This is a genomic window from Aquabacterium sp. (assembly GCF_035476535.1).
Classification (GTDB): Bacteria; Pseudomonadota; Gammaproteobacteria; order Burkholderiales; family Burkholderiaceae_C; genus Pseudaquabacterium.
Window position 1 is genome coordinate 55,021 of sequence record NZ_DATILJ010000225.1, and the last position, 22,341, is coordinate 77,361.

Annotated in this window: 27 protein-coding genes; 15 read left to right on the forward strand and 12 right to left on the reverse strand. The window is 69.5% G+C overall.

Features of this window, described 5'->3' with window-relative positions; genetic code table 11:
• Positions 1 to 21: 21 nt before the first annotated feature.
• The gene (gene hpaR / locus VLK61_RS22310; RefSeq protein WP_325424073.1) at positions 22 to 519 is read right to left on the reverse strand and encodes a homoprotocatechuate degradation operon regulator HpaR; all 498 of its coding nucleotides are present in this window, start codon (positions 517 to 519) and stop codon (positions 22 to 24) included.
• 158 nt (positions 520 to 677) lie between these two features.
• Here hpaR and VLK61_RS22315 point away from each other — a divergent pair, with 158 nt between their 5' ends.
• Genes VLK61_RS22315 through hpaH form a run of 6 tightly spaced genes read left to right on the forward strand, consistent with a single transcriptional unit; the run spans position 678 to position 5,819 of the window.
• Positions 678 to 1,379: a fumarylacetoacetate hydrolase family protein gene (locus tag VLK61_RS22315; protein WP_325424075.1), complete on the forward strand. Its 702-nt coding sequence runs from the start codon at positions 678 to 680 to the stop codon at positions 1,377 to 1,379.
• On the forward strand, positions 1,376 to 2,143 hold the full coding sequence (locus VLK61_RS22320; protein ID WP_325424077.1) for a fumarylacetoacetate hydrolase family protein: 768 nt from the start codon (positions 1,376 to 1,378) through the stop codon (positions 2,141 to 2,143). Before VLK61_RS22315 ends, VLK61_RS22320 begins: the two co-directional genes overlap by 4 nt.
• A gap of 12 nt (positions 2,144 to 2,155) precedes the next feature.
• Entirely contained in the window at positions 2,156 to 3,613 is a 1,458-nt protein-coding gene (hpaE, locus tag VLK61_RS22325) for a 5-carboxymethyl-2-hydroxymuconate semialdehyde dehydrogenase (RefSeq protein ID WP_325424079.1), read from the forward strand.
• A gap of 36 nt (positions 3,614 to 3,649) precedes the next feature.
• Positions 3,650 to 4,567: a 3,4-dihydroxyphenylacetate 2,3-dioxygenase gene (gene hpaD, locus VLK61_RS22330; protein ID WP_325424081.1), complete on the forward strand. Its 918-nt coding sequence runs from the start codon at positions 3,650 to 3,652 to the stop codon at positions 4,565 to 4,567.
• Positions 4,568 to 4,587: 20 nt separating this feature from the next.
• Complete coding sequence (locus VLK61_RS22335; protein ID WP_325424084.1) at positions 4,588 to 5,013, forward strand: 5-carboxymethyl-2-hydroxymuconate isomerase; 426 nt, start codon at positions 4,588 to 4,590, stop codon at positions 5,011 to 5,013.
• A gap of 2 nt (positions 5,014 to 5,015) precedes the next feature.
• Positions 5,016 to 5,819: a 2-oxo-hept-4-ene-1,7-dioate hydratase gene (gene hpaH / locus VLK61_RS22340; RefSeq protein WP_325424086.1), complete on the forward strand. Its 804-nt coding sequence runs from the start codon at positions 5,016 to 5,018 to the stop codon at positions 5,817 to 5,819.
• 59 nt (positions 5,820 to 5,878) lie between these two features.
• Here hpaH and VLK61_RS22345 read toward each other — a convergent pair whose 3' ends face one another.
• The 6 genes from VLK61_RS22345 to VLK61_RS22370 form a co-directional block, all read right to left on the reverse strand.
• Entirely contained in the window at positions 5,879 to 6,352 is a 474-nt protein-coding gene (locus VLK61_RS22345; RefSeq protein ID WP_325424088.1) for a DUF4148 domain-containing protein, read from the reverse strand.
• Positions 6,353 to 6,562: 210 nt separating this feature from the next.
• Positions 6,563 to 8,638 carry an ATP-binding protein gene (locus VLK61_RS22350; RefSeq protein WP_325424090.1) on the reverse strand — a complete coding sequence of 692 codons (2,076 nt, stop codon included), beginning with the start codon at positions 8,636 to 8,638 and terminating at the stop codon, positions 6,563 to 6,565.
• 71 nt (positions 8,639 to 8,709) lie between these two features.
• On the reverse strand, positions 8,710 to 9,096 hold the full coding sequence (locus tag VLK61_RS22355; protein WP_325424092.1) for a hypothetical protein: 387 nt from the start codon (positions 9,094 to 9,096) through the stop codon (positions 8,710 to 8,712).
• Positions 9,097 to 9,107: 11 nt separating this feature from the next.
• Positions 9,108 to 9,530 carry a hypothetical protein gene (locus VLK61_RS22360; protein WP_325424094.1) on the reverse strand — a complete coding sequence of 141 codons (423 nt, stop codon included), beginning with the start codon at positions 9,528 to 9,530 and terminating at the stop codon, positions 9,108 to 9,110.
• Between the two features lie 30 nt (positions 9,531 to 9,560).
• Complete coding sequence (locus VLK61_RS22365; protein WP_325424096.1) at positions 9,561 to 10,088, reverse strand: outer membrane beta-barrel protein; 528 nt, start codon at positions 10,086 to 10,088, stop codon at positions 9,561 to 9,563.
• An 11-nt stretch (positions 10,089 to 10,099) separates the two neighbouring features.
• Positions 10,100 to 10,444: a hypothetical protein gene (locus tag VLK61_RS22370; RefSeq protein ID WP_325424098.1), complete on the reverse strand. Its 345-nt coding sequence runs from the start codon at positions 10,442 to 10,444 to the stop codon at positions 10,100 to 10,102.
• A 193-nt stretch (positions 10,445 to 10,637) separates the two neighbouring features.
• On the opposite strand from VLK61_RS22370, the gene VLK61_RS22375 reads away from it, so the two are divergent.
• A complete protein-coding gene (locus VLK61_RS22375) occupies positions 10,638 to 11,369 on the forward strand; it encodes a response regulator transcription factor (protein WP_325424101.1) in 732 nt (243 codons plus the stop codon).
• Between the two features lie 5 nt (positions 11,370 to 11,374).
• On the opposite strand, the gene VLK61_RS22380 is transcribed toward VLK61_RS22375, so the two are convergent.
• The gene (locus VLK61_RS22380) at positions 11,375 to 11,506 is read right to left on the reverse strand and encodes a hypothetical protein (protein WP_325424103.1); all 132 of its coding nucleotides are present in this window, start codon (positions 11,504 to 11,506) and stop codon (positions 11,375 to 11,377) included.
• A 37-nt stretch (positions 11,507 to 11,543) separates the two neighbouring features.
• Here VLK61_RS22380 and VLK61_RS22385 point away from each other — a divergent pair, with 37 nt between their 5' ends.
• The 7 genes from VLK61_RS22385 to VLK61_RS22415 all read left to right on the forward strand — a co-directional run bounded on the left by VLK61_RS22385 (position 11,544) and on the right by VLK61_RS22415 (position 17,368).
• On the forward strand, positions 11,544 to 11,936 hold the full coding sequence (locus VLK61_RS22385; RefSeq protein WP_325424105.1) for a hypothetical protein: 393 nt from the start codon (positions 11,544 to 11,546) through the stop codon (positions 11,934 to 11,936).
• Between the two features lie 114 nt (positions 11,937 to 12,050).
• Positions 12,051 to 12,629: a polyhydroxyalkanoate synthesis repressor PhaR gene (gene phaR / locus VLK61_RS22390; protein ID WP_325424107.1), complete on the forward strand. Its 579-nt coding sequence runs from the start codon at positions 12,051 to 12,053 to the stop codon at positions 12,627 to 12,629.
• Positions 12,630 to 12,685: 56 nt separating this feature from the next.
• The gene (gene rimO / locus VLK61_RS22395; protein ID WP_325424109.1) at positions 12,686 to 14,086 is read left to right on the forward strand and encodes a 30S ribosomal protein S12 methylthiotransferase RimO; all 1,401 of its coding nucleotides are present in this window, start codon (positions 12,686 to 12,688) and stop codon (positions 14,084 to 14,086) included.
• 21 nt (positions 14,087 to 14,107) lie between these two features.
• A complete protein-coding gene (locus tag VLK61_RS22400) occupies positions 14,108 to 15,289 on the forward strand; it encodes a PLP-dependent transferase (protein ID WP_325424111.1) in 1,182 nt (393 codons plus the stop codon).
• A 30-nt stretch (positions 15,290 to 15,319) separates the two neighbouring features.
• Positions 15,320 to 16,237, forward strand: coding sequence for a GGDEF domain-containing protein (locus tag VLK61_RS22405; protein ID WP_325424113.1), 918 nt, complete (start codon positions 15,320 to 15,322; stop codon positions 16,235 to 16,237).
• 108 nt (positions 16,238 to 16,345) lie between these two features.
• Positions 16,346 to 16,696, forward strand: coding sequence for a type II toxin-antitoxin system prevent-host-death family antitoxin (locus VLK61_RS22410; protein WP_325424115.1), 351 nt, complete (start codon positions 16,346 to 16,348; stop codon positions 16,694 to 16,696).
• A gap of 12 nt (positions 16,697 to 16,708) precedes the next feature.
• Positions 16,709 to 17,368, forward strand: coding sequence for an AAA family ATPase (locus VLK61_RS22415; RefSeq protein WP_325424117.1), 660 nt, complete (start codon positions 16,709 to 16,711; stop codon positions 17,366 to 17,368).
• A gap of 85 nt (positions 17,369 to 17,453) precedes the next feature.
• Here VLK61_RS22415 and argG read toward each other — a convergent pair whose 3' ends face one another.
• On the reverse strand, positions 17,454 to 18,797 hold the full coding sequence (gene argG / locus VLK61_RS22420; protein ID WP_325424119.1) for an argininosuccinate synthase: 1,344 nt from the start codon (positions 18,795 to 18,797) through the stop codon (positions 17,454 to 17,456).
• A 40-nt stretch (positions 18,798 to 18,837) separates the two neighbouring features.
• Between argG and VLK61_RS22425 the strand changes: the two genes are divergently transcribed.
• Positions 18,838 to 19,416 carry a histidine phosphatase family protein gene (locus tag VLK61_RS22425; RefSeq protein WP_325424121.1) on the forward strand — a complete coding sequence of 193 codons (579 nt, stop codon included), beginning with the start codon at positions 18,838 to 18,840 and terminating at the stop codon, positions 19,414 to 19,416.
• Between the two features lie 33 nt (positions 19,417 to 19,449).
• Here the strand turns inward: VLK61_RS22425 and VLK61_RS22430 are convergent, their stop codons facing one another.
• The 3 genes from VLK61_RS22430 to VLK61_RS22440 are packed head-to-tail and all read right to left on the reverse strand — an operon-like array spanning position 19,450 to position 22,282.
• The gene (locus tag VLK61_RS22430; RefSeq protein WP_325424123.1) at positions 19,450 to 20,337 is read right to left on the reverse strand and encodes a DMT family transporter; all 888 of its coding nucleotides are present in this window, start codon (positions 20,335 to 20,337) and stop codon (positions 19,450 to 19,452) included.
• A complete protein-coding gene (locus VLK61_RS22435) occupies positions 20,334 to 20,828 on the reverse strand; it encodes a methylated-DNA--[protein]-cysteine S-methyltransferase (RefSeq protein WP_325424125.1) in 495 nt (164 codons plus the stop codon). The genes VLK61_RS22430 and VLK61_RS22435 overlap by 4 nt, the downstream gene beginning before the upstream one ends.
• Entirely contained in the window at positions 20,825 to 22,282 is a 1,458-nt protein-coding gene (locus VLK61_RS22440; protein ID WP_325424127.1) for a DNA-3-methyladenine glycosylase 2 family protein, read from the reverse strand. Before VLK61_RS22440 ends, VLK61_RS22435 begins: the two co-directional genes overlap by 4 nt.
• Between the last annotated feature and the right edge of the window lie 59 nt (positions 22,283 to 22,341).

Consider the following 22,341-nt stretch of genomic DNA (forward strand, 5'->3'; position numbering starts at 1 on the left):
GCCGACGCGCGGCAGCCCTCGTCAGCGCCGGCGCGCCCCGGTTCTCGGACTGCGCGCCGCCGGCGCGGCCTCTTCGTCGCTGTCGACACCGGGCTCGGCAATGCGCGCCAGCAGCGAGTCGATCGCGTCGTAGACGTCGTGCATCGGCCGCACGCCGATGCCGGCTTCCAGCTCTTCATAGCGCTGTTCGATGCGCGGCACCAGCTTGCGCGCGAGGGCCAGGCCGCGTGAGGTCAGCGCCACCTGCAGGCGGCGCTGATCGTGTTCCATGCGTTCGCGGGTGATCAGCCCGGTTTCCTCCAGGCGCAGCAGCACGCCGACGATGCTGGGGCTGGAGATCGAGCACTGCTCGCTGAGCTGGCGCGATTCCAGCGCACCATGCTCCAGCAGCGCGCGCACGATGCGCCATTGCTGCTCCGTCAGCCCGGCTTCGTTGAGCAGCGGGCGGAACTGCGCCATCAGCGCCTCGCGGGCGCGCAGCAGCAGGTGGGGCAGGTTGCGATGACGCAGCGAGGACATGGCGGCTGGGGTAGGGGATGCAAAACACTCACATGATAGTGTCCGGTCGCCGGCGAAGCCATCACGATCCGGGTAAACGCCGAGGCCTCTGCCGGGGCGGGGCGCTTGATTCACTAAGATCTTAGTGGTTAAATCACGCACATCTTAGCGAGATGCGCATGCCAGCTCCCGGCCTTCCTGTTCAAGCACCTGCTCAATCACTTGTTCCCGCACCCGTGCGCGGCACCGTCTACGGCGCGCTGCTGAACCACCACGACGCGCTGGCGGCGCTGGGCGATGCCGTGCACCAGCCGCCGTACAAGGCGCCGCCGCGCGCGCCGGTGCTCTACATCAAGCCGCGCAACACCTGGGTCGGCAATGGCGATGCGGTGCGCGTGCCTGCCGGCGTGGATGCGCTGGAGATCGGCGCGACGCTGGGGCTGGTGCTGGGCCGTGTTGCCTGCCGCGTCAGCCCGGCGCAGGCGCTGTCGTTGGTGGCCGGCTATGTGATCGTCGTCGATGTCAGCGTGCCGCACGCATCGTTCTACCGGCCTTCGCTGCGCTTCAAGGCGTGCGACAGTTTCTGCCCGATCGGCGCCTTCGTGCCGGCGGATCGTGCCGTTGATCCCGATGCGCTGGACATCAGCGTGGCGATCGACGGCCAGACCGTGCATCGCTGCAGCACTGCCGGCTTGGTACGCAGCTGCGCGCAGTTGCTGGCCGATGTCAGCGAGTTCATGACGCTGTCGCCGGGTGATGTGCTGTCGGTCGGCGTGGCCGCCGGTGCGCCGCTGGCCCGGGCGGGGCAGCGTGTCCGGGTGGCGATCAGCGGCCTGGGCCAGATCGAGAATCCCTTGATCGCCGAAGGAGCCGCAGCATGAAACGCGCCCGTGTGGCCTACGGCGGCGCCGTGCACGAAGCCCGGCCGCATCCCCAGGGCCTGCAGCTGGCCGATGGCCGCGTGCTGGCCGAAGACCAGGTGGTCTGGCTGCCGCCGCTGCAGCCCGGCACCATCCTGGCGCTGGGCCTGAACTACGCCGACCATGTCAAGGAGCTGTCCAAGGAGCTGACGCTCAGTGCGCAGGACGAACCGCTGGTCTTCCTGAAGAGCCCGAGCACGCTGATCGGCCACCGCGGCTTCACGCGGCGGCCGGCCGATGCCAGCTTCATGCACTACGAGTGCGAGCTGGCGGTGGTGATCGGCCGCACGGCGCGCCGCGTGCGCCGCGCCGATGCGATGGCCCAGGTCGCCGGCTACTCGGTGGCCAACGACTATGCGGTGCGCGACTACCTCGAGAACTGGTACCGGCCCAACCTGCGGGTGAAGAACCGCGACACCTGCACGGCGCTGGGCCCCTGGTTCGTCGACGCGGCGGACGTGCCGGACCCGCACCGGCTGGTGCTGCGCACGACCGTCAACGGCCGCGAGACGCAGCGCGGCCATACCCGCGACATGGTCAACGACATCCCGGCGCTGATCGAATACCTCAGCGAGTTCATGACCTTGCAGCCCGGCGACCTGATCCTCACCGGCACACCCGACGGCGTGGTCGACGTGGGGCCCGGCGACGAGGTGGTGTGCGAGATCGAGGGCATCGGCCGCTTGCACAACACGCTGGTCGATGACGCTACTTTTGAACGATAGGAGAACCGCGCGATGCGCATCCAGCACCTGATCGACGGCCGGTCCGTCGAGAGCCGCGACTACTTCGAAACCGTCAACCCCGCGACGCAGGAAGTGCTGGCCGAAGTGGCCGCCGGCGGCGAGGCCGAGGTGGCCGCCGCGGTGGCCGCGGCCAAGGCGGCTTTCCCGGCCTGGGCCGGGCTGCCGGCCACCGAGCGTGCGCGCCTGATGCGCAAGCTGGGGGATCTGATCACGGCCCATGTGCCCGAGATCGCCGGCATCGAAACCCGGGACACCGGCCAGGTCATCGCGCAGACCGGCAAGCAACTGGTGCCGCGCGCGGCCGACAACTTCCACTACTTCGCCGAGATGTGCACGCGCGTCGACGGCCACACCTACCCGACGCCGACGCACCTGAACTACACGCTGTTCCACCCGGTGGGCGTGTGCGCGCTGATCAGCCCGTGGAACGTGCCCTTCATGACCGCGACCTGGAAGGTGGCGCCCTGCCTGGCTTTCGGCAACACCGCGGTGCTGAAGATGAGCGAGCTGTCGCCATTGAGCGCCGCGCGCCTGGGCGAACTGGCGCTGGAAGCCGGCATCCCGGCCGGCGTGCTGAACATCGTGCACGGCTTCGGCCGGGACGCCGGCGAGCCGCTGTGCCGCCACCCGGAGGTGCGCGCGATCTCGTTCACCGGCTCCACCGTCACCGGCAACCGCATCGTGCAAGCGGCCGGGCTGAAGAAGTTCAGCATGGAACTCGGCGGCAAGAGCCCGTTCGTGGTCTTCGACGATGCCGACCTCGATCGCGCGCTGGACGCCGCGGTGTTCATGATCTTCAGCAACAACGGTGAGCGTTGCACGGCGGGCAGCCGCATCCTGGTACAGCAGAGCATCTATGCCGACTTCGCGCAGAAGTTCGCCGAGCGCGCGCGCCGCATCACGGTGGGCGATCCGCTGGACGAGAAGACGATCATCGGCCCGATGATCAGCCCGGCCCACCTGGCCAAGGTGCGCAGCTACATCGAGCTGGGCGCGAAAGAGGGCGCCACGCTGCTGTGCGGCGGGCTCGACGCGCCGGACCTGCCGGCTCATGTGACGCGGGGCAACTTCGTCAAGCCCACGGTGTTTGCCGATGTCGACAACCGCATGCGCATCGCGCAGGAAGAGATCTTCGGCCCGGTGGCCTGCCTGATCCCGTTCAGCGACGAGGCCGACGCTATCGCGAAGAGCAACGACATCCAATACGGCCTGTCCAGCTACGTCTGGACCGAGAACCTCGGCCGCGCCCACCGCGTGGCCGCCGCCATCGAAGCCGGCATGTGCTTCGTCAACAGCCAGAACGTGCGCGACCTGCGCCAGCCCTTCGGCGGCACCAAGGCCAGCGGCACCGGCCGCGAAGGCGGCACCTGGAGCTACGAGGTGTTCCTGGAGCCGAAGAACGTCGCGGTGTCGCTGGGCACGCACCACATTCCGCATTGGGGCGCCTGATCATGGGCAAGCTCGATACCTTGCAAGGTGCTCGCCATGGGTAAGCTCGCGTTGGCCGCCAAGATCACCCACGTGCCGTCGATGTACCTCAGCGAGATCGACGGCCCCGGCAAGGGCAAGCGCCAGGCCGCCATCGATGGCCACGTCGAGATCGGCCGGCGTTGCCGGGCCCTGGGCGTGGACACCATCGTCGTGTTCGATACGCACTGGCTGGTCAACGCCGGCTACCACATCAATTGCGCGCCGCACTTCCAGGGCGTGTACACCAGCAACGAGCTGCCGCACTTCATCAGCAACATGGCCTTCGAGTACGACGGCAACCCCGCGCTCGGCCAGTTGCTGGCCGAAGTGGCCAACGCGCATGGCGTGCCCACGCTGGCGCACCCGGCCACCACGCTGGCGCCCGAGTACGGCACGTTGGTGCCGATGCGCTACATGAACAGCGACCGCCACTTCAAGGTGGTGTCGGTCTCGGCGCTGTGCCAGGTGCACTACCTGGCCGACAGCGCCCGGCTCGGCTGGGCCTTCCGCCGCGCGATCGAAGACCACTACGACGGCAACGTGGCGATCTTCGCCAGCGGCTCGCTGAGCCATCGCTTTGCGCAGAACGGGACCGCCGACGCCTACCGCGACAAGATGTGGAGCCCCTTGCTGGAGCACCTGGATCATGAGGTGGTGGGCATGTGGCAGCGCGGCGAGTGGGCCGAGTTCTGCGACATGCTGCCCGAGTACGCCGCCAAGGGCCATGGCGAAGGCTTCATGCACGACACGGCCATGCTGCTGGGGGCCTTGGGCTGGCGGCACTACGACCAGGGTGTCGAAGTGGTGACGCCCTTTTTCCCGAGTTCCGGCACCGGGCAGATCAACGCGGTCTTCCCGGTGTCGACGATGCCTGCCGGCTTGCAGGGCGTGGGCTTACCCAGCACACCGGCTCTGGCGGGCGGGCGCTTGTGAACCGCTGATCGGAAGCCACCATGCCGCATGTTGTCGTGCTCTACACCGCCGACCTGGACCAGGACCGGGACCAGGACCCAGCAGCCGACATGAGCGGCCTGTGCCGGCGCCTGGCCGACGCGATGCTGGGCGTGCGCGACGAGGGCGGCGCGCCGGTCTTCCCCACCGGCGGCGTGCGCGTGTTCGCCTACCCTGCGGCGCACAGCGCGGTGGCCGACGGCAGCGGCGACCATGGCTTCGTCTACATCCAGCTGCGCATGGGCCGGGGCCGCAGCCCGGCTGTGCACCAGCGCACTGGCGAGGCCTTGAGCGAAGCCGTGCGTTGCCACTGTGCGCCCTTGCTGGCTCGGCGCCATCTGGGCCTGACGCTGCAGATCGACGAAGGCGCCGAGGTCTTCGACGCCAAGCTCGGCAACCTTCATCCCCTTTTCACCCCCGCACGCTGAGCATGCTGACAACCGACACCATTCAAGCCCTGGCGCGCGAGCTGTACCAGGCACGCAAGACCCGCGTTCAATTGCGGCATTTCTCGGGCCGTTACCCCGAGATGAGCATCGAGGACGGCTATGCGATCCAGCGTGCCTGGGTCCAGCTGGAATTGGCCGATGGCCGCCGCATCAAGGGCCGCAAGATCGGCCTGACCTCGCGCGCGATGCAGCTGGCCAGCCAGATCACCGAGCCGGACTTTGCGCCGCTGATGGACGACATGTTCTTCGACAACGGCAGCGAGATCGCCATCGACCGCTTCATTGCGCCGCGTGTCGAGGTGGAGCTGGCCTTCATCCTCGGCAAGCCGCTGAGAGGCCCCGGCACGACGCTGTTCGACGTGCTGTCGGCGACAGAGTACGTGGTGCCCGCCATCGAGATCATCGATGCGCGCATCGAGCAGTTCGACCGCGAGACAAAGCAGATGCGCAAGGTGTTCGACACCATCAGCGACTTCGCAGCCAATGCCGGCATCGTGCTCGGCGGCCGGCCGGTGCGGCCGATGGATGTCGACCTGCGCTGGGTCGGCGCGCTGCTGCACAAGAACGGCGTTATCGAAGAAACCGGACTGGCCGCGGGCGTGCTGAACCACCCCGGCAACGGCGTGGCCTGGCTGGCCAACAAGATCGCGCCTTTCGACGAACAGCTCAACATCGGCGACGTGGTGCTGGCCGGTTCGTTCACCCGGCCGACCACGGCTGTACGAGGCGACAACCTGCACGCCGACTACGGGCCGCTGGGCAGCATCAGCTTCCGCTTCGTCTAGCGTCGTCTTGTTGTTCCCTTGGCTTGTGCAGGGGCCGGCTCGCCGGCCTTCATCGGCCTTCACTGCGGCGGGTACTGGCTCGGGAACTCCTCGCGCAGCGTCATCGTGACGCGGCCATTGGCCAGCATGTCGCCGTTGTGGATGGCCTCGGCGAGCTCGGCGCGCACTTCGCCGCGGGTCTTGCCGGCCACGGCCGGCGCAGCCGTGAACAAGCCGGGGAACATTTCGCGCTCGGTGAGGCCGTTGGCCTCCAGCATGTCGCCGTTGCGGATCGCTGCGAGCGTTTCGGCGCGCACCTCGCTTCGGGTCCTGCCCGCTTCGGCCGAGGCGGCCGGTGCCGCCGGGTAGCGGCCGGGAAACATCTCGCGTTCGGTGAGATCGTTGCCTTCCATGATGTCGCCGTTGCGGATGGCGGCGAGCGTTTCGGCGCGCACCTCGTCCCGGGTCTTGCCGGTGTCGGTGTCGGCGTAGGCGGTGGTGCCCAGCAGCGTGGCGATGAGGGCGGTGGCGAGAGGGGTGAAGTTCCTGGACATGAGTTGAACTTTCGTGAAATGCCCGGGATGTGCGCTCGACGTCGACCGGCGCCGCTTGGCGGATCCCAGGCAAACCATCGTCGCTGCCGGCGCGTTCTGTTGTGCGTCAGCCTGCCGCCTGCGCGTGACAGCTGCAACATGCCGGCGCGGCGCGGCCGCGTGCCGGGTGGCCCTCAGCGCGGCAGATCGCCTCAGCGCAGCAGATCGCTATCAGCGCAGCAGATCGGCCAGCGCCCGGGCCAGGTCGGCCCGCTGCAGCGGCTTGGCCAGCACCCGCGAGACGCCGGCTGCGGCCGCCCGCTGGGCCAGCGAGGCGCCGCCGTAGCCGCTGACCAGCAGCACCGGCAGGTCGGGCGCAAATGCGCGCAGGGCCTGCGTCAGCCGCGTGCCGCTGAGCTCGGGCATCACCTCGTCGGTGATGACGGCCGCGAAGTGGTGCGGGTGCTCGCGCAGTGCCTGCAGCGCGGCCGCCGGGTCGATGCAGCCTTCGGGCGCGTAGCCCAGGCCGCGCAGCATCTCCAGCACCAGGCCGACCAGTTCGGGTTCGTCGTCGACCACCAGCAGCCGCTGGCCCGCGCCGGGTGCCGTGGCCTTCGGCACCGGCTCGACGGCGCCCAGCGTCTCGGTGCATTCGGGCAGGTACAGCGTGAAGCGGGCGCCCTGACCAGGTTGGCTCTGCACGTCGATCGCGCCGCCGAATTCCGCCACCACGCCGTGCACCACGGCCAGCCCCAGGCCGGTGCCGGACTGCGCGCCCCGCGTGGTGAAGAAGGGCTCGAACAGGTGCTCCATCACCTCGGCCCGGATGCCTTCGCCCTGGTCCGTCACGCTCAACGCCAGGTAATCGCCGGCGGCCAGTGCGCTGTGCGACAGCACGCGCGGCGCCGTCACCGCATCGCGCTGCAACTGCACGCTGAGCATGCCGCCGCCGGGCATGGCCTGCATCGCGTTGGTGCACAGGTTCATCACCGCTTCGAAGGCCTGCGTCGGGTCGCCGCGCAGGCGCGCGGCCGGCGCTTCGAGCGCACGTTCGAGCACGACACCCGGGCGCAGCGAGGCCGCCAACAGCGTGAGCACCTCTTCGACCACCGGCTCCAGCTCGAACACCGTCGAGCTGCGCGCACCGCCGCGGCTGAACGCGAGGATGCGCTCCACCAGCGCCTTGCCGCGCAGCGCCGCCTGCAGCACCTTGTCCAGGTGCCGCGCCTGGGCGCTGCCGGCGGGTGCGGCATCCTGCGCCATCTCGCCGAAGCCGACGATGCCGGCCAGCACGTTGTTGAAGTCGTGCGCCACGCCGCCGGCCAGCGTGCCCAGCGATTCGAGCTTGCTCGCACGCGTCAATTGGGCCTGCAGCGCGCGCTGCGCCTCGCTGCGCCTGCGCTCGGCGCGTTGCACGAAGTGGACCGCCGCGGCCCCGATGGCCAGCAACAGCGCGAGCGCAATGCCGGCGCCCTCGGCGGCGCCGCGCCAGGCGGCCAGCATCGCCGCCAGATCGCGGGAGACCAGCACCCGCAGGCCGTAGCGCGGCATGCTGTGCAGCCCGACCAGGTGCTCGCTGCCGTCGCGGAAGCTGCGCAGCGCCAGGCTCGGCCGGCTGGCCAGGTGTTGCGCGACGCTGGCCTCGTCTCGTGCCGGCGGGCCGAGGTTCGCGCCGGCCAGACGCACGCCGTCGGCGCGCAGCACGGCCATGCGCGCATCGGCGGCCGGCCGTGCGGCACTGAAGGCGCCCAGCAGCGCGCTGGCCGGTATCGCCGCCAGAATCCAGCCGTCGCCGGTGCCCGGGGCCCGCGCCATCGGAAGCGCCAGGGCCACCTGGGTGTCCGGGTGATCCGCCACGGCGAAGGGGCGGCTCAAGGAGGTGGCATCGGCCGCCAGCATGTCCAGCGCCGGCGAGAACGCAGCCAGGGGCGGTGGCGGGGTGTCATCGGATGCAGCGAGCACCTTGCCGCTGCGGTCGACCAGCCACAGCGTTCGCACCAGCGGCATCAGCTCGGCACGGGTGTGCAGCGACAGCGTGCTATCGCTGCCGGTCAGAGGCAGGCGACCTTGCTGCAGTTCGGTGCGCAGCGCGCGCAGGCCTTCTTCGGCGCCGCGCAAGCCCCGATCGAGCTCGTCGGTCAGGGCCAGCGAGAGCAGGTTCAGCTCGCGCGCCTGGCTGTCGAGTGCGTCGCGGCGCAAGTGCCACAGCGCCACCGATGCCGAGGCTGCGAGCAGCAGCCACAGCGCCAGCGCGATGAGCCACGGACGCCAGATGCGGGAGGGCGGCGGCGCTGTATCAGGTGTCATGGTCCCGCTCGGGCAGGGTTTGCCCCTGCGTTCGCGAGCGAGGATAGCCGACGGCGACTGGTGTCGCGATGTCAGTGCCGTTCGCTCGCCAGGCGCAGGTACAAGTCAAAGCTGGCACCCCGCTCCAGCGTCACCGTGTAGCGGCGCAGCACCGGGCCCAGCCGCGCGCTCACGTGGTAGGTGCCGGCGGGCAGGTGCACGGCGATCAGCGCGTGCGTGCTGTCGGCGGCGAAACACCGGCGCCCCTGCAGGTCGTCGATGCGCAGGTCCGTGGGCAGGGTGGGCTGGCGACGCCGGCCGTCTGCCGTCAGGCTGCGCAGCAACAGCAGCAGGCGTTCGAGCACACCGTCGCGGACCGGGGGGGCGAGGGCGGCGTGAATCAGCAACTGCGCGCCGGCCGGCGCCGCGAAGCCGGCGGACCCGTCGCCGGGCAGCGGTGTCACGGGAGATGCAGCCATGGCGCGTCGATTCATGCCGTGCCCGGCTGCCGCGAGCGGGCCCGCTGCACCAGGGCCGAAACCAGCACCACCGCCGCCGCCGAACCCGACAGCACCGGCGACGCGATGAGCAGCTGGGCCAGGCCATCGACGGCTTCGACGCTGACCTGCTGCGCATGATCGACCAGTGCGATGACATGGGCCGCACGCACGTTCTGCAGGTCCTCGAGGCGGATGTTCAGGTCCTGCCAGCCGCTGCGAAAACGGATCTTCGCGAAGATGCCGTCCGCCACGGCCACCAGCGACAGCACGCCCAGCGGCCGCAGCAGCTGCGCGATCAGGTGGCCGCGCTCGGCGGCCGTGGCGGCCTCATAGACCTCGGCCACCAGCTGGGGAATGGTGGCGGCGCGGGCCCGGCTGGCGGGTTCATCGACACAGCTTTCTGGAGAGGTCATGGCGAGTCCGTCCTGGTTGGCGTGCAGGGCTCAGAAGCCCACGCGGAATCCCAGCGTGTACTGATCGATGTTGGGCTTTTCGCCGAACACGCTGGGGTGATAGCGTTCCCACTCGCCGCGCAGCGCGACGTTGGTGGTCAGCGCGTACTGCAGGCCCAGGCCGAGCTTGGGGCCGCTGCCGCTGCTGTCGCCGGTGCTGCTGTCCAGCTTGACGTGGGCCACACCCAGGCGTCCGAGCGCCGACCACTTGTCGTTCAAGGGCAAGGTGCCCAGCAGGTCGAGGTAGGCGGCGCGGCCGCTGACCCGGCCGCTGCCGTCATCGATGTGGCCGAGGCCGGCAAAACCGGTCTCCAGCGACAGGTTGGGTGTGAACTGGTAGCCGCCGAAGAGCTTGCCGCTGAGGCCGGAGCCATTGCCGGAGATGCCGTTCACGGCGTCCGGATAGCGTGGCGTGCCCAGGGCGCCGCCGGCATACAGGCCCTCGGCATGGGCGGGCAGGGCGGCGAGGCCGGCGAGTGCGATGAGGCCGGCGGCAGCTTGTCGTGTGCGGATGGTCATCATCGGCTCCTTCAGCGAGTGGCATTCGGGTGCAGCTGGGCCAGCGCCTGATCGAGCGCCTGTTCAGCCGCCGTGTAGTCGTGCTGGCGCACGCGCCAGACCGCCTGGTCCAGTGCGGCGAAGGCTTCGAAGGGCACACTCACCGGCAGCGTGCGCAGGCTGTCCCGCGCGGCGTGGATGTCGGCGATGGCCTGCCTGTCGTGATCGCAGTAGATCTCGACACGGGCGCGCAGGATCGCCGCCAGGGTCGGCAAGGGCACGGGTGTGGCGGCGCGGCCCAGAGCGGGTTCGTGGGCATACGCGTCAGCCGCCATCAAGGCGTTGATCAGCGGCGCCGTGGCATTGAATGTGAGCATGGTGGAACGCTTTCGTGGGAGTGAGTGGATGGGCTCCACTGTGGAAGTGCGCGGCGCAGCGCCCATGTCAGGCGCCGCGCGGCAGATGACAAATGCCATGTTGCAAATGACACGGGAGCGCCACGGCCGACGCCGGGCAGCAGCACGCAGCGCCTGCGCTACGATGAAGCGCGCCGCGCACCGACCCGACACCATGAGCCCGCCCACTGCTGCACACATCCTCGTCGTCGACGACGATCCCGACGTTCGTGACCTGGTCGTCGAGTACCTGGGCAAGAACGAGCTGCGCGTCAGTGCCGCGAGTTCGGGGCGCGAGATGTTCACGCTGTTCGACAGCGAAGCGATCGACCTGGTGCTGCTGGACCTGAAGCTGCCCGGCGAGGACGGCATGCAACTGGCGCGCGCGCTGCGCGAGCGGGCCACCGTGCCCATCGTGCTGCTGACCGGCCGCAACGAGGAGGCCGACCGCGTGATGGGGCTGGAGCTCGGCGCCGACGACTACGTCACCAAGCCCTTCAGCCCGCGTGAACTGCTGGCCCGGGTGCGCGCGGTGCTGCGCCGCTACCAGGTGCAGGCCACGCTGCCCGAGCGCGACAACACGCGCCGCGCGTTCCGCTTCTCGGGCTGGGAGCTGAACCTGCGCACCCGCCGGCTGCTGGCGCCCGATGGGGCATCGGTGGCCTTGTCGAACGGCGAATTCAGCCTGCTCAACGCGCTGTGCCGCGCGCCGCAGCGGGTGCTGACGCGTGACCAGCTGCTGTCGATGTCGCGCTTGCACGAGGCCGAGGTCTACGACCGCACGATCGACGTGCAGATCCGCCGACTGCGCCTGAAGATCGAGGCCGACAACGCCAACCCGGTGCTGATCATCACCGAGCGCGGCGCGGGCTACCGGCTGGCCAGCGAGGTCGAGACTTTGTACTGAACCCGTCAGAACATGCTGGCGGCGATGTTGATCGTGAAGGAGCTGTCTTCTGCTGCAGCAATTGAAGCCAATGCGCCGGCGGGCCGGCGCCCCACCGATACCGCGCTGAAACCCGCGCGCACGACGATGCCGCCCATGCGCCGCACGTCGCGGCCGCCTTCATGGAGCACACCGATGGGACTGAGCGAACGCCGCAAGATCAAGGACCTGCAGGACACCAGCTTTCCCGCCCGCGAGCAGGAAATCGCCGAGATCTGCGGCGTCGCCATTCCCTACGAGGTGGACTGGGACAGTTTTGCCGACGACATGGAGGCGCTGAACTTCGTCGACAACCTGTCCTGCCACCGCCTGAACATGGCCTTGCGCATGATCTGCATGGACGCGATGGGCAAGGAAGCCGTGCGCGAGGGCCTGAAGCGCGTGAAGCTGCGCAACGTCAAGGCCAAGGACCAGATGGCGATGCAGTTCGACGGCGGCGTGCTCTCGATGGCCTGCGCCTACGCCCTGCGCACCGACGGCATGTTCAACGATGGCGAGATCCGCCAGCTACTGATGGACAAGCTCTGATCAGGCGCTTGGCAGGCGCATGGGCGCGCACAAAACAACGCCCGGGTAAGCCCTGCCGGGAGGGTGGGCAAGCCTCCTTAGAATGTTTCCGCATTGCACAAGGAGTTGCTCGCGATGCCTTCTCACCGCCGCAGTACCGCTACAGGCGGTGCTGAAGCGACCGCGCAAAGCGGCCCGCGCGTCCTCAAGAAATACCCGAACCGACGCCTCTACGACACCCAGACCAGCAGCTACATCACGCTGGCCGACGTCAAGCGCATGGTGCTCGACGGCGAGACCTTCGAGGTGCGCGATGCCAAGACCTCCGACGACCTGACGCGCAGCATCCTGCTGCAGATCATCCTCGAAGAAGAAACCGGCGGCGTGCCGATGTTCAGCACGCAGATGCTGGCGCAGATCATCCGCTTCTACGGCCATGCGATGCAGGGCGTGATGGGCACCTACCTCGAGAAGAACCTGCAGACCTTCGTCGACCTGCAGGCGCGGCTGGCCGACCAGAGCAAGGGCTTGTACGACCCCAAGACCTTCACGCCCGAGATGTGGTCGCAGTTCATGACCGGCCAGGCGCCGCTGATGCAGGGCCTGATGGGCAACTACATCGAGCAGAGCAAGAGCCTGTTCGAGAAGATGCAGGACCAGATGCAGGCCGGCGTGCTGTTCCCGGGCATGCCCGGCTTCGGCGGCAAGCGCTGAACACCGCCCGGCCCGGGCGGTGGCCGGGCATGGGCCCGATCACCGACAATCGGGGCATGCAAGACACCCTCGCTCCTCTGGCGGCCGCCGCTGCCGGCGCCCGGCCGCCCAAGGTCGGCTTCGTTTCGCTCGGCTGCCCGAAGGCGCTGACGGATTCCGAACTGATCCTGACCCAGCTCTCGGCCGAAGGCTACGACACCAGCAAGACCTTTGCCGGCGCCGACCTGGTCATCGTCAACACCTGCGGCTTCATCGACGATGCGGTGAAGGAAAGCCTGGACACCATCGGCGAGGCGCTGGCCGAGAACGGCCGCGTCATCGTCACCGGCTGCCTGGGCGCCCGCGCCGGGGCCGATGGCGGCAACCTGGTGCGCGCGGTGCACCCGAAGGTGCTGGCCGTCACCGGCCCGCATGCCACGCAGGAGGTGATGGATGCGGTGCACCTGCATGCACCGAAGCCGCACGATCCCTTCGTCGACCTGGTGCCCGCGCAGGGCATCAAGCTGACGCCCAAGCACTACGCCTACCTGAAGATCAGCGAAGGCTGCAACCACCGCTGCACCTTCTGCATCATCCCCAGCATGCGCGGCGACCTGGTGTCGCGGCCGGTCGGCGATGTGCTGGCCGAAGCCCGCGCGCTGTTCGCCTCCGGCGTCAAGGAACTGCTGGTCGTCAGCCAGGACACCAGCGCCTATGGCGTCGACGTCAAGTACCGCACCGGCTTCTTCGACGGCAAGCCGGTGAAGACACGCATGCTCGAGCTGTGCCAGGAACTGGCCACGCTGGCCGCCGCGCATGGCGCCTGGGTGCGGTTGCACTACGTCTACCCCTACCCGCATGTCGACGAAGTGCTGCCCTTGATGGCCAGCGGCCGTGTGCTGCCGTACCTGGACGTGCCGTTCCAGCACTCGCACCCCGATGTCTTGAAGCGCATGAAGCGCCCGGCCAGCGGCGAACGCAACCTGGAGCGCCTGCTGAAGTGGCGCGAGGCCTGCCCGGAACTGGTGGTGCGCTCGACCTTCATCGCCGGCTTTCCGGGCGAGACCGAGGCTGAATTCCAGCACCTGCTGGATTTCGTGCGCGAGGCGCAGATCGACCGGGCCGGCTGCTTTGCCTATTCGCCGGTCGATGGTGCGGCCGCCAATGCACTGGCCGACCCGGTGCCTGCCGAACTGCGCGAAGAGCGCCGTGCGCGCTTCATGGCGGTGGCCGAAGAGGTGTCGATCCAGCGCCTGCAGCGCCGCGTCGGCGCCACGATGCAGGTGCTGGTGGACAAGGCGCCGGCGCTGGGCCGCAAGGGCGGTGTCGGTCGCAGTTATGCCGATGCGCCGGAGATCGACGGCACCGTGCGGCTGCTACCGCCCGAGAAGGCCTCCAAGACCTTGAAGGTGGGCGACTTCACCCGCGCCCGCATCGTCGCTACCGAGGGCCATGACCTGATCGGCCAGCCGATCTGACGTGAAGACCCGCCGCAGACCATGAGCGAAGACCTGATCACGGGACTGATCCACCATCCGTACCAGCCGCCGGCTGGCTTCGGCTCGGTGCCGGTGGCCGTGCACAAGGCCTCGACGGTGTTGTTCCCGAACGTCGCCGCCATGCGTGCGCGCAACTGGAAAAGCCGCGCGGGCTACACCTACGGGCTGCACGGCACGCCGACCACCTTCACGCTGGAGCAGCGCGTGGCCACGCTGGAAGGCGGCCGCTTCTGCGTGCTGGCGCCCAGTGGCTTGGCGGCGATCATGACGGTGGACGTGGCGCTGCTGAAGCAGGGTGACGAAGTGCTGCTGCCGGCCAATGTGTACGGCCCGTCGCGGGAACTGGCGCGCACGCTGCTGGCCGATTGGGGCATCACGCACCGGCTCTACGACCCGCTGGATGCCGCCGGCCTGCGCACGATGATCAGCGAGCGCACGAAACTGGTCTGGCTGGAAGCGCCGGGTTCGGTGACGATGGAATTTCCCGACCTGCGCGGCCTGGTGGCCGCGGCGCGCGAACGGGGCGTGCCGACCGCGCTGGACAACACCTGGGGCGCCGGCATCGCGTTCCGCGCGTTCGAGTTCGCCGATGGACAAGGGGTGGACATCGTGATGCAGGCGCTGACCAAATACCCCTCGGGCGGCGGTGATGTGCTGATGGGCTCGGTGGTCACGCGCGACGAGGCGCTGTTTCACCGATTGGGGCAGGCGCAGGGCCGGCTGGGCCTGGGCGTGGGCGGCAACGACGTGGAGGCCGTGCTGCGTTCGCTGCCGACGATCACGCTGCGCTACCACGCGCACGACCGCTCGGCGCGGCAGCTGGCGGCCTGGCTGGCGGCGCAGCCGGCGGTGGCGCGGGTGCTGCATCCGGCCCTGCCCGGCGCGCCCGGGCATGCGCACTGGGCGCACACCTGCTCCGCCGCCGCCGGGCTGTTCTCGGTGCTGCTGGATCCGGCGCTGGCGCCGCAGCAGGTGGATGCCTTCGTCGACGCGCTGCGGCTATTCAAGCTGGGCTACTCCTGGGGTGGCCCGGTGAGCCTGGTGGTACCTTACGAACTGAGCGTCCTGCGCGGCGGGCAGCCGGGTGAGCTGCAAGGCCATCTGGTGCGCTTCTCGATCGGCCTGGAAGCCGCGGACGACCTGCAGGCCGACTTGGCGCAGGCCTTGCAGCAACTGGGTTGAACCGCAAGAATCGATGCTTGCCTGCCGCTCATGACCGCCGACACCACCGTCATCCTGAAGACCAATGAGGTCACGCTGTTCCAGAACCTGGGCGGCCCCGGTGCACGGCGCTCGTGCCTGATCCTCTACAGCGGCACCGAAACCGGCAAGCGCTTCGTGCTGGATTCGCATGCCATGACCATCGGTCGCCTGCCCAATGCCGAGATCTACATCGACACGCCCAGCGTCAGCCGCCGGCATGCCGAACTGTCGATTTCCGGCGATACGGTGATGATCCGCGACCTGTCCTCGTCGAACGGCACGCATGTCAACAACCAGCGCGTCGAGGCTCCGCTGCTGCTCAAGGACGGCGACCTGATCCGCCTGGGCAAGGTGTTCCTGAAGTTCTACGAACACGAGAGCCTGGATGCGCTGCTGCACGACCGCATCTACCGCATGGCCACCGTCGACGCCGGCACCGAGCTGTTCAACCGCCAGTACCTCACCGATGCCCTGAAGAGCGAGGTCAAGCTGGCGCGGCTGACGATGCGGCCGCTGTCGGTCATCTACTACGACCTGGACCATTTCAAGAGCGTGAACGACCGCTATGGCCACAGCACCGGCGACCTGGTGCTGAAGGAAAGCGCCAGCGTGGTCAAGGGCATCGTGCGCAAGGTCGACATCCTGGGCCGGCTGGGCGGCGAGGAATTCATCGTCGTGCTGCCCGGCACGCCGCTGGCCGAAGCCGCCGAACTGGCCGAGCGCATCCGCACGGCCGTCGAAGCTCATGTCTTCACCATCGAAACCGACAGCCGGGGCGCCAAGAACCGGGTCGAGCATCGGCAAACGGTGTCGCTGGGCGTCACGCAGCTCGCCGGAGACATGAAAGAGGTCAAGGACCTGCTGGACGCGGCCGACCGCCTGCTGTACCTGGCCAAGCACACCGGGCGCAACAAGGTCTGCAGCTGAAGCGGCGTTGGCCGCCGCGACCGCCTCGGCATGGCTAAATTAGCCATTTTTGCCAAACTGGCCTGATCGGCCTAAAATGGCCCTGGTCCACTGGACCCGGAGCCTGCGATGACCACCGAACTGCGCCAACTGAGTGAACTGCCGCGGCAGAACGCCACCCAGGTCAAGAACCAGTGGGGCGAGGTGGTGCGCCTGGTGCGCCAGAACGGCAGCGTGGCGATCACGAACCACTCGACGGTCGAGATGGTGCTGCTGCAGGCCTCCACCTACGAGCAGCTGGCGCAGGAGCTGCACGAACTGAAGGCACAAAAACAGTCGCAACTGGACGAGCTGGCCCAGCGCTTCGAGCAGCGACTGGCCGGTCTGCAGCAGCCGCAGGCGCCGGCGCGGGTGCAGGCGCTGTTCGGCGCGAAGGGCAAGCTGGGTGCGCGGCGACCCAAGGCCGGCGCCGCGTTCTGATCCGCAGCCGGCGTGCCGACCCGGCGGGCGCCGCGCCCGTTCATCCTGGTATTGGCCGGCGTCAACGGCGCAGGCAAGAGTTCGGTGGGCGGTGCCCTGCTGGCCGAGCAAGGCCTGGGCTGGTTCGACCCCGATGCGCTCGCGCGTGAACTGATCACCACGCTGGGGCTGCCGGCCGCCGAGGCCAACGCCCGGGCCTGGGCGCTGGGCCGTGACCGGCTGGAAGCGGCCATCGCCGGCGGCGAGAACCATGTGTTCGAAACCACGCTGGGCGGTCGCACGATCCCTGATCTGCTGGAGCGCGCCGCCCGCAGCCACGACCTGGTGCTGCTGTTCTGCGGCCTGGCCTCGGTGGAGCAGCACCTGCAGCGAGTGCGGCTGCGCGTGGCCCATGGCGGTCACGACATTCCCGAAGCCAGGATCCGTGAACGCTGGATGAGTTCACGCGCCAACCTGGTCAGGCTGCTGCCGCAACTGAGCCGGCTGCAGGTCTTCGACAACAGCGCCGAAGCCGCGCCCGGCGAAGACATCCCGGACCCGGTGCTGGTGCTGGACATGGACCGCGGCCGCGTGGTTTTCCCGAAGCCGGGCGATGCCCGCGCGCTGGCCGCCACGCCGGCCTGGGCGCGGCCGATCGTGCAGGCCGCGCTGGAGCTTCAGCCGCCGGCCTGAATGTCGGCCCCTTGGCGGCTGCGCCGCCTTCCCCCGAGGGGAGCTCAGGCCGCTTGGGGCGGCCCGGCGCTGGCCTGACGCGCTCTCAGCGCTTGTCGGCCGGCGACGACAGCAGCGGAATGCCGCCGTCCGAGCCGGTGCCGATCAGCCCGACCTGGCTGTAGATCTGCAGCTTGTCGCGCGTGTCCTGGATGTCCAGGTTGCGCATCGTCAGCTGGCCGATGCGGTCGGCCGGCGTGAACGCGCCTTCGACTTTTTCCATCGACAGGCGCTCGGGCGCGTAGGTCAGGTTGGGGCTGGTGGTGTCGAGCAGCGTGTAGTCGTTGCCGCGGCGCAGCTCGAGCGTCACTTCGCCGGTGACGGCGCGCGCCACCCAGCGCTGCGCGGTCTCGCGCAACATCATGCACTGCGGGTCAAACCAGCGGCCCTGGTACAGCAGGCGGCCCAGGCGGCGGCCGTTGTTGCGGTACTGCTCGATGGTGTCTTCGTTGTGGATGCCGGTGACCAGGCGCTCGTAGGCGATGTGCAGCAGCGCCATGCCCGGGGCCTCGTAGATGCCGCGGCTCTTGGCTTCGATGATGCGGTTCTCGATCTGGTCGCACATGCCCAGGCCGTGCCGCCCGCCGATGCGGTTGGCTTCTTCGAACAGCGCGACGGCGCTGGAGAAGCTCATGCCGTTCAGCGCCACCGGCTGGCCTTCTTCGAAGCGCACCGACACCGTCTCGGGCTTGACCGCCACGTCGTCGCGCCAGAAGGCCACGCCCATGATCGGCTGCACGATGTTCAGGCCCTTGTTCAGGAACTCCAGGTCCTTGGCCTCGTGCGTGGCGCCCAGCATGTTCGAGTCGGTCGAATAGGCCTTCTCGGTGCTCATCTTGTAGTCGAAGCCGTTGGCGATGAGGTACTCGCTCATCTCCTTGCGGCCGCCCAGCTCGTCGATGAAGCGCTGGTCCAGCCAGGGCTTGTAGATGCGCAGGGCAGGGTTGGCGAGCAGGCCGTAGCGGTAGAAGCGCTCGATGTCGTTGCCCTTGTAGGTGCTGCCGTCGCCCCAGATGTTGACCTCGTCGTCGCGCATCGCCACCACCAGCGCGGTGCCGGTGACGGCACGGCCCAGCGGCGTGGTGTTGAAGTAGGTCGCGCCGCCGGTGGAGATGTGGAAGGCGCCGCACTGGATGGCGGCGATGCCTTCGGCCACCAGCTGCGGGCGGCAATCGATCAGGCGGGCGATCTCGGCGCCATAGGCCTTGGCCTTGCGCGGGATGTCGTCGTAGTCGCTCTCGTCGGGCTGGCCGAGGTTGGCGGTGTAGGCACACGGGATCGCGCCCTTGCCGCGGATCCAGTGCACCGCGGCGCTGGTGTCCAGGCCGCCGGAAAAAGCGATGCCGACACGCTCGCCGACGGGGATAGAGGGGAGGATGGTGGTACTCATGGGGGGCGATTGTCGCAAGGTTGCGGTACAACAGGACACCATGCGCTGCACCTTGCCGGCCCGGATCGTTGCGCTGCTGCTGATGCTGGCCGCCGCGCTGCTGCCGGCGCGCGCCGACGAAGCCGCGGCCTGGGCCGCGTTGCGGCGCGACGCCGTCGTCGCGCTGCTGCGGCATGCGGAGGCGCCCGGCGGCGCTGGCGATCCACCCGGCTGGCGGCTGGACGACTGCAGCACGCAGCGCAACCTGAGCGAGAGCGGCCGCGCCGATGCGCGCGCCATCGGCCGCCGGCTGCGGGCCGAGCGCATTCCGGTGGCGCGGGTGCTCAGCTCGCCGTGGTGCCGCTGCGTCGAGACCGCAGGACTGATCGACATCGGCGCGGTGCAGCGCGAGCCGGCGTTTTCGAATGCCTTCGTGCTGAGCGGTCAGCGCGATGCGCTGGCCGAAGGGGCGCGGCGCGTGATCGCGGCGTGGCAAGGTCCCGGCGTGCTGCTGGTCGTGACGCACGGCGCCAACATCCAGGCGCTGACCGGGCATGCGCCGGCTTCCGGCGAGATGGTGATCGTGCGCGGTGGCAGCGGCGGTGGGCTGTCGCCGATCGGCACGCTCACGCTGCGCTGACTGCCGCGGGCCGTGGTGCGCGGCGCCGCGGCCTCACGCCCGCTTCGGTCGCGGCAGCAGCCCGAGCACCAGCGCGGTCCCGGCGACGATCACCGCGCCGCCGATCACCATCGCCGGCGTGATCGCCTCGTCCAGCAGCCAGGCGCCCCAGACCACCGCGAAGACGGGGATCAGAAAGGTCACCGACGCGGCATTCGTCGGTCCGACGTGGGCGATCAGCCGGAAGTAGAGGATGTAGGCCAGGCCCGAGCTCAGCAAGGCCGATGCTGCCGCGGCGCCCCAGGGCAGCGCGCCCGGCATCGCGGCGGGCCAGGTGACCACGGCCAGCGGCGCCAGCGCGATGGCGGCGGCGAACTGGCTGCCGGTGGCCAGCGTCATCGCCGACACGCCGGTGAGGCGGCGCTTCGTGAAGCTGGCCGAGAAGCCGTACAGCAAGGTGCCCAGCAGACAGGCCACGATGGCCAGCAGCACCGGCAGGTCGATGCCCTCGCCGCGCACACCGGCCTTGTTGCCGGCCAGCCCGAGCACGCCGAAGAAGCCCAGCGCCAGGCCGGCCGTGCGCCAGCGCGTCATCGGCTCCTTCAGCCAGGCCCACGCAAACAGCGCGCTGGTGAGCGGCGTCGCGGCATTGAAGATCGAGGCCAGGCCGGCGGTGATCGACAAGGTGGCATAGCCGAAGCAGATGAAGGGCAGCGCCGAGTTGGTGATGCCCACCAGCAGCAGCGGCCGCCAGTGCTTCTGCAGCGTGCCCAGCTCGCCACGCCAGGCCAGCAGCGGCAGCAGCATCAGCGCTGCGCCGGCTACGCGCACGAAGGCCAGCGCCACCGGCCCGAAGGCCGGCGCGGCGATGCGCATGAAGAGGAAGGAGGCGCCCCAGATCGCGGCCAGCAGCACCAGGTCCAGCCCATCGCGGGTCCTCATGCGAGCGCCACGCCCTCATGCGTCAGCAAGGCGCGCTTGCGCTCCAGGCCGCCCGCATAACCTGTTAGCGACCCCGAGCTGCCGAGCACCCGATGGCAGGGCACCAGCACCGACACCGGGTTGCGGCCGACGGCGGCCCCCACCGCGCGCACGGCGGCCGGCCGGCCGCTGCGTTCGGCGATTGCCGTGTAGGTGGCGGTGTGGCCCGTGGGCAAAGCTTGCAGTTCTCTCCACACCGCCTGCTGGAAGGCGGTGCCCTGCAGGTCGTAGCGCAGGGTCGGCGGCTGGCGGCCGGCGAAGTAGGCCTCCAGCGCACGCGCGGCGGCGGCCAGCCAGCGCTGCGCCGGCTGCTCCGGCGCGTCCAGCGGACCCGGGTGATGCGCCTGGCCGTCGAACCACAGGCCGGCCAGGCCGTGCTCGGTGGCGGCCGCCGTCATCGGACCCAGGGGTGTTTCCAGGCGCGTCTGCGCTGTCAGGTTCTTGAGCTTCATGCGGGTTCCAGATTCAACCAGAGTTTCATGACGGCATAGGCGCGCCACGGCCGCCAGGCTTCGGCCTGCTCGGTGGCCAGCTTGATGTCGCGCGTGCCCAGCGCATTGAGGATGCCGATGTCGCTGGCCGGCCAGGCGTCGGGCCAGGCCAGCGCGCGCATCGCGATCAGCTGCGCGCTCCAGGCGCCGATGCCGGGGAGGGCCTGCAGGGCCTCCAGCGTCGCCAGCAGCGGCGCCGCGCGGTGCAGCACCAGGCGGCCTGCGGCCACTTCGGTGGCCAGCGCCTGCAGTGCCCGCACCCGCTGGCGCACGATGCCTAGCTTGCCGATGACTTCCGGGTCGGCTGCCGCCAAGGCCTGTGCCGATGGGAACAGCCGGTGCAGCGCAGGGAAGGGCGTTGCGAGTGCTTCGCCGAAACGCTCGACCAGCCGCCGCGTCAGCGTGCGCGCCGCGGCCACCGTGACCTGCTGGCCGAGGATCACACGCACGGCGATCTCGAAGCCGTCCAGCCCGCTCGGCAGCCGCACGCCTTCACGCAGCGCGCCGGGCACCAGCGCCAGCACCGGGTCGACCTGCGACGGGTCGGCATCGAGGTCCAGGCATTGGCGCACCCGCTGCACGACGGCACCGAGTGCCGGCACCAGCGCGGGTGCGACGCTCAGGTGCAGCTCGTGCCGCGCCGGCACGAAGCGCGCCTCGACCCAGCCCGCCAGCACCTGGCCGCGGTGGATCAGCGACAGCGTGCGCCGCACGTTGAGGCCCTCGACCGCCTCCACGCCATCGATCGCGCGGTTCGCGAAGAAGGCCAGCACGCCGGGCAGGTCGTAGGGCGGACGGTAGGCCAGGCGCACCGTCGGCACCGTGTCGGCGGCCGTCGGGCCCTCATCGTTGCGCTCGCGGCGCAGGGCCGTCGGGCTCATGCGATAACGCTCGGCAAACGCGGCATTGAAACGGCGCAGGCTGGCATAACCGGTGGCCAGCGCCACCTGCGTCACCGGCAGTCCCGTGTCGGTCAACAGGTGCTTGGCCAGCAGCAGGCGCTGCGTCGTCAGGTAGTCGATCGGCGTCACGCCATGGGCCTGCATGAAGATGCGGCGCAGGTGGCGGTCGGTGACGCCCAGGCGCGCCGCCACCTCGGGCAAGGGCGGGTCCAGCCCGTCGTGTGCGGCCTGTGCCAGCATCAATGCCGCCTGCTGGGCCAGAACCTGCGATGAATCGTTCAGCGACAGCCCTGGGGCCATCTCCGGCCGGCAGCGCATGCAGGGCCGGAAGCCGTTGGATTCGGCCAGCGCGGCGTTGACGAAGAAGCGGCAGTTCTCGCGCCGCGGCAAACGCACCCGGCACACCGGCCGGCAGTAGATGCCGGTGGACGTGACGCCGACGAACAGCCGGCCGTCGAAGCGGGCATCGCGGGCGGTCAGCGCCTGGTAGGCAGCGTCGTCGTGCAGGGTCATGCAGCGATGATAGGTCGCGAGTTGGTTTCGACTCGCCGTTTTCGGACCTGTCCCTGGCC

Coding starts and splice junctions, on each gene's coding strand:
- hpaR (WP_325424073.1), bottom strand. CDS start 519: ATGTCCTCGCTGCGTCATCGCAACCTGCCCCACCTGCTGCTGCGCGCC.
- VLK61_RS22315 (WP_325424075.1), top strand. CDS start 678: ATGCCAGCTCCCGGCCTTCCTGTTCAAGCACCTGCTCAATCACTTGTT.
- VLK61_RS22320 (WP_325424077.1), top strand. CDS start 1,376: ATGAAACGCGCCCGTGTGGCCTACGGCGGCGCCGTGCACGAAGCCCGG.
- hpaE (WP_325424079.1), top strand. CDS start 2,156: ATGCGCATCCAGCACCTGATCGACGGCCGGTCCGTCGAGAGCCGCGAC.
- hpaD (WP_325424081.1), top strand. CDS start 3,650: ATGGGTAAGCTCGCGTTGGCCGCCAAGATCACCCACGTGCCGTCGATG.
- VLK61_RS22335 (WP_325424084.1), top strand. CDS start 4,588: ATGCCGCATGTTGTCGTGCTCTACACCGCCGACCTGGACCAGGACCGG.
- hpaH (WP_325424086.1), top strand. CDS start 5,016: ATGCTGACAACCGACACCATTCAAGCCCTGGCGCGCGAGCTGTACCAG.
- VLK61_RS22345 (WP_325424088.1), bottom strand. CDS start 6,352: ATGTCCAGGAACTTCACCCCTCTCGCCACCGCCCTCATCGCCACGCTG.
- VLK61_RS22350 (WP_325424090.1), bottom strand. CDS start 8,638: ATGACACCTGATACAGCGCCGCCGCCCTCCCGCATCTGGCGTCCGTGG.
- VLK61_RS22355 (WP_325424092.1), bottom strand. CDS start 9,096: ATGGCTGCATCTCCCGTGACACCGCTGCCCGGCGACGGGTCCGCCGGC.
- VLK61_RS22360 (WP_325424094.1), bottom strand. CDS start 9,530: ATGACCTCTCCAGAAAGCTGTGTCGATGAACCCGCCAGCCGGGCCCGC.
- VLK61_RS22365 (WP_325424096.1), bottom strand. CDS start 10,088: ATGACCATCCGCACACGACAAGCTGCCGCCGGCCTCATCGCACTCGCC.
- VLK61_RS22370 (WP_325424098.1), bottom strand. CDS start 10,444: ATGCTCACATTCAATGCCACGGCGCCGCTGATCAACGCCTTGATGGCG.
- VLK61_RS22375 (WP_325424101.1), top strand. CDS start 10,638: ATGAGCCCGCCCACTGCTGCACACATCCTCGTCGTCGACGACGATCCC.
- VLK61_RS22380 (WP_325424103.1), bottom strand. CDS start 11,506: ATGGGCGGCATCGTCGTGCGCGCGGGTTTCAGCGCGGTATCGGTGGGG.
- VLK61_RS22385 (WP_325424105.1), top strand. CDS start 11,544: ATGGGACTGAGCGAACGCCGCAAGATCAAGGACCTGCAGGACACCAGC.
- phaR (WP_325424107.1), top strand. CDS start 12,051: ATGCCTTCTCACCGCCGCAGTACCGCTACAGGCGGTGCTGAAGCGACC.
- rimO (WP_325424109.1), top strand. CDS start 12,686: ATGCAAGACACCCTCGCTCCTCTGGCGGCCGCCGCTGCCGGCGCCCGG.
- VLK61_RS22400 (WP_325424111.1), top strand. CDS start 14,108: ATGAGCGAAGACCTGATCACGGGACTGATCCACCATCCGTACCAGCCG.
- VLK61_RS22405 (WP_325424113.1), top strand. CDS start 15,320: ATGACCGCCGACACCACCGTCATCCTGAAGACCAATGAGGTCACGCTG.
- VLK61_RS22410 (WP_325424115.1), top strand. CDS start 16,346: ATGACCACCGAACTGCGCCAACTGAGTGAACTGCCGCGGCAGAACGCC.
- argG (WP_325424119.1), bottom strand. CDS start 18,797: ATGAGTACCACCATCCTCCCCTCTATCCCCGTCGGCGAGCGTGTCGGC.
- VLK61_RS22425 (WP_325424121.1), top strand. CDS start 18,838: ATGCGCTGCACCTTGCCGGCCCGGATCGTTGCGCTGCTGCTGATGCTG.
- VLK61_RS22430 (WP_325424123.1), bottom strand. CDS start 20,337: ATGAGGACCCGCGATGGGCTGGACCTGGTGCTGCTGGCCGCGATCTGG.
- VLK61_RS22435 (WP_325424125.1), bottom strand. CDS start 20,828: ATGAAGCTCAAGAACCTGACAGCGCAGACGCGCCTGGAAACACCCCTG.
- VLK61_RS22440 (WP_325424127.1), bottom strand. CDS start 22,282: ATGACCCTGCACGACGACGCTGCCTACCAGGCGCTGACCGCCCGCGAT.